Origin of the sequence: Lutibacter sp. (genome assembly GCF_040883305.1) — a bacterium.
GTDB lineage: Bacteria > Bacteroidota > Bacteroidia > Flavobacteriales > Flavobacteriaceae > Lutibacter.
The window spans coordinates 1-4,136 of record NZ_JBFLKT010000091.1; the positions used below are offsets into that span (position 1 = coordinate 1).

Sequence of the window (4,136 nt, forward strand, 5' to 3'; positions counted from 1 at the left end):
ACACATAAAAATTATACCTTTATTATCTTCAAACATAGCAGGAGAATTAATTTTATAAAGCTCGGCTAAGTACTTTTTTTTCAATGTTTTAAAATCTTCATTTTCAAGGGAAAATATATATTTTTTAATTGAATTAAGTATTTCATTTAACAATTCATCATTATTAAAATTTATTCCAGTTAGTTTTTTTAAAGAAGTTACGTTTCCAATATCTGTTGGAAATTCAAGTTGATTTACATTTAAACCAATACCAATAATTGAATGATGAATAATTGGACCTTTTAAAACATTTTCAATTAAAATACCTGCTAATTTATCTTTTTCTGCCAATATGTCGTTTGGCCATTTAATTTTCAATGACATACCAATATAGGCTCTTAAAGCAGATATTAAACCTAAAGAAACCGCCATACTCAAGTAAAACTGATCTTGAATATTAAAATTATTAAAATTTACTAACAAGCTCAATGTTAGGTTTTTACCTTGATCAGAAACCCACGTAGTTCCTAATTGGCCTCTTCCCAAAGTTTGTTGTTTTGCAAGCACTACTGTAAAGTTTTCTAAAGTACTTTTTTGAGCGAGCTCCTTTAAGTAAGAATTGGTAGAGTCAATGGCATTAAGTTTGATTATATTCATTCGAAGGTTATAATTATAACAAAGTTATTTAATTGACAATTTATGATAAAAAAATAATAACTTTGCAACCAAATAAAAAAAATTAATGACAAGAAAAAATGTAAGCGCAGATGAATTAATTGCGGTGATTATTAAGGCAATAGACGAAATTAAAGGTATTGATATTCAAATTTTAGATTTAAGAGATTTAGAAAATACTGTTTGCGACTATTTTATTATAGCTACAGGTACTTCTAATACCCACGTAAATGCCATTTCTGGCATTATTCAAAAGCAAGTTGGTAAATTGTGTAAAGAAAAACCTTGGCATGTTGAAGGTGAAGGAAGTGCTGAATGGATTTTAATAGATTATATTAATGTAGTAGTGCATGTTTTCCAAAAAGATGCACGAGAATATTACGATATTGAAAGCCTGTGGGGTGATGCAAAAATCACATTAATACCTACATCCAATTAAAAAAATATTTTAACTTATTGAAAACAACTAAATGAGTCAAGAGAAAAAAAATACTTCAAAAAATAAGAATATAAAAACTCCTAAATTTAATTTTTACTGGATTTACGGAGCTGTTTTTGTACTTTTTATAGGTTATCAGATTTTTAATAGCGATAGTTTATCGACTAAAAATTTGAGTCAGAATGAATTTGAAAACATTCTTACAGAAAACGATATTGAGCGCATTTCAATTATAAATAACGTAGTTGCCAACATTTTTATAAAGAATGAAGCGCTAGAAAAAGAAAAACATAAAAAAAATAAAGGCTCCCTATATACTGCAAATACACCAATGTACTACTACAAATTTGGTGATTTAAAGAATTTTCAAGAAAATTTAGAAGCTTCAAAAGATGAATTTGAGCTTGATTTTGATATTAAATTTGAAGAAAAAACAAATCTGTTAGATCAGTTATTTATTTATTTACCATTTATATTTTTAATTGGTTTATGGATTTATTTTATGCGTCGTATGTCTGGCGGTGGCTCAGGTGGTGGTGGTGGTCAAATATTTAGTATTGGAAAATCCAAAGCTAAATTGTTTGATCAAGATCAAAAAGTAAAAACTTCTTTTAAAGATGTAGCTGGGTTATTAGGTGCAAAAGAAGAAGTACAAGAAATTGTAGATTTCTTAAAAAGCCCGGATAAATATACTTCACTTGGTGGAAAAATTCCAAAAGGAGCCTTATTGGTAGGACCTCCAGGAACAGGTAAAACCCTGTTAGCCAAAGCTGTTGCCGGTGAAGCTGGCGTTCCATTCTTCTCACTTTCAGGTTCAGATTTTGTTGAAATGTTTGTAGGTGTTGGAGCATCTCGAGTACGAGATCTATTTAAACAAGCGCAACAAAAAGCACCTTCAATTATTTTTATTGATGAAATTGACGCCGTTGGTAGAGCACGTGGAAAAAGTAATATGACTGGTGGAAATGACGAAAGAGAAAACACGTTAAACCAACTATTAACTGAGATGGATGGTTTTGGAACTGACACTAATGTAATTGTTATTGCTGCAACCAACCGTGCAGATGTATTGGACAAAGCACTTTTAAGGGCAGGTAGATTTGACCGTCAAATTTATGTTGATTTACCGGATTTAAACGAGCGTGAAGCAATTTTTAAAGTTCATATTAAACCTATAAAAGTTCATAAAGATGTTGATGTAGCCTTTCTATCACAACAAACACCTGGATTTTCAGGAGCAGATATTGCAAACTTATGTAACGAGGCTGCTTTAATTGCTGCTAGACAAGGTAAAAAAGCTGTTCATCACCAAGATTTTTTAGATGCAGTGGATAGAATAGTTGGGGGATTAGAAAAGAAAAACAAATTAATTTCTCCAAAAGAAAAGAAAACAATTGCTTTTCACGAAGCTGGACATGCAACAGCAAGTTGGATGCTAGAGCACGCTGCTCCTCTTGTAAAAGTTACCATTGTGCCAAGAGGACAATCTTTAGGAGCTGCGTGGTATTTACCAGAAGAACGTCAAATTGTACAAGCAGAACAAATGTTAGATGAAATGTGTGCTACCTTAGCAGGTAGAGCTGCAGAAAAAATAATGTTTGATAAAATTTCTACCGGTGCACTTAACGATCTGGAAAAAGTAACAAGACAAGCGAAAGCAATGGTTACTATTTATGGTTTAAACGACAAAATTGGAAATATAACTTATTATGATTCTAGTGGCCAGTCTGATTATAATTTCACAAAACCTTATAGTGAAGAAACTGCACGAACTATTGATAAAGAAATTTCTTTAATTATTGAAGAACAGTACCAAAGAGCTATAAAAATCCTAACTGAAAATAAAGAAAAGTTGGTAACTTTAGCTGAGCTTTTATTAGAGAAAGAAGTAATCTTTAAAAAAGATTTAGAAGTTATTTTTGGTAGCAGACCATTTGATAAAGAAGAAGTAATTGAAAAAATTGAAGAAATACACGCTTCTGAAACACCAAATATTGAAAATTCATCCGAAACAACAGAGTAGTTTCATAAGTTTTTCATAATTTTGAATTTATTCAAAGTAGCCAATGAATTTATTCAAAAAATTATTTAATACTCCGAAAGAAAAGGTAACTGAAGAACCATCTTCAGAATTACAAAACTTACCACTTGATCAAATTTTTGTAAAAAATTTTATTAAGAATAATGGTAAGTTTTTATATTGTACCACATTACAAGAGGTAATTATAAATTTAAATAATATTATTCAAGAAAATTCCTGGGAAACAATCAGCTGTAACGATACTGATTTATTAAAGCTAATAAAATCATTAAATCTTAAAACTACTGATAAACTAACACAACAATTTCCAATATTTTTAAGTTGTGAACACTTAATTGCTGAAAATGGAAGTATTTTATTTTCTTCAAATCAACTAAAAGAACATAAAATCTCCGAATTATCAGAGAATTTTATAGTTTATGCTACAACCAGCCAGTTAGTAACATCTAAAGGCGATAGTTTAACAGGTATTAAAACACGTTACCAAGGCAATATACCTAGTAACATTAGTGCTATTAAAAATTTCAATCTAAACTGTAAAGATGATGATTTTATGAATTATGGTAATACCAATTCTAAAAACTTATATTTACTGCTTTTTGAAGATTTATAATTTATGGGAAAATTTTTAACAAGAGCACTATCAGGGCTAGTTTTTGTAAGTGTTTTAATATTTTCAATACTCTATAGTAAAATTACATTTATATGTCTTTTCTTTAGTTTAATGATGCTGTGTTTATACGAATTTAAAAGAATGATAGCTTTAAAAAGTATATTCCCTTACTTAATTGGCTGTCTATTTTTTGTTTTTGGAAACATTTTAAATGTTGAAGACATTCCTGCCAGAATAATTTTCGAATATGTTGGAGTGGCTTTATTTTTAACAATATTTATAACTTTTGCATCCATTTTATTTGCTAAAAAAGAAGAAGTAATTAGTCATTTAGGAAAAATATTTTTATCTGTTATTTATATAGTCGTTCCGTTTACATTAATGGTTCA

5 protein-coding genes are annotated in these 4,136 nt (G+C 29.3%); 4 read left to right on the forward strand and 1 reads right to left on the reverse strand.

Annotated features, from left to right (window positions below):
- A partial coding sequence (locus tag AB1Z17_RS02820; RefSeq protein ID WP_368050274.1) for a biotin--[acetyl-CoA-carboxylase] ligase occupies positions 1–636 on the reverse strand: 636 nt, incomplete at its 3' end.
- Between the two features lie 85 nt (positions 637–721).
- Between AB1Z17_RS02820 and rsfS the strand changes: the two genes are divergently transcribed.
- The 4 genes from rsfS to AB1Z17_RS02840 all read left to right on the forward strand — a co-directional run.
- Positions 722–1,093 carry a ribosome silencing factor gene (gene rsfS / locus AB1Z17_RS02825; protein ID WP_368050275.1) on the forward strand — a complete coding sequence of 124 codons (372 nt, stop codon included), beginning with the start codon at positions 722–724 and terminating at the stop codon, positions 1,091–1,093.
- Positions 1,094–1,124: 31 nt separating this feature from the next.
- Positions 1,125–3,116, forward strand: coding sequence for an ATP-dependent zinc metalloprotease FtsH (ftsH, locus tag AB1Z17_RS02830; protein ID WP_368050276.1), 1,992 nt, complete (start codon positions 1,125–1,127; stop codon positions 3,114–3,116).
- 43 nt (positions 3,117–3,159) lie between these two features.
- On the forward strand, positions 3,160–3,747 hold the full coding sequence (locus tag AB1Z17_RS02835) for an LUD domain-containing protein (protein ID WP_368050277.1): 588 nt from the start codon (positions 3,160–3,162) through the stop codon (positions 3,745–3,747).
- A 141-nt stretch (positions 3,748–3,888) separates the two neighbouring features.
- Positions 3,889–4,136: hypothetical protein (locus AB1Z17_RS02840; protein WP_368050278.1), on the forward strand; the 248-nt coding region annotated here is incomplete at its 3' end.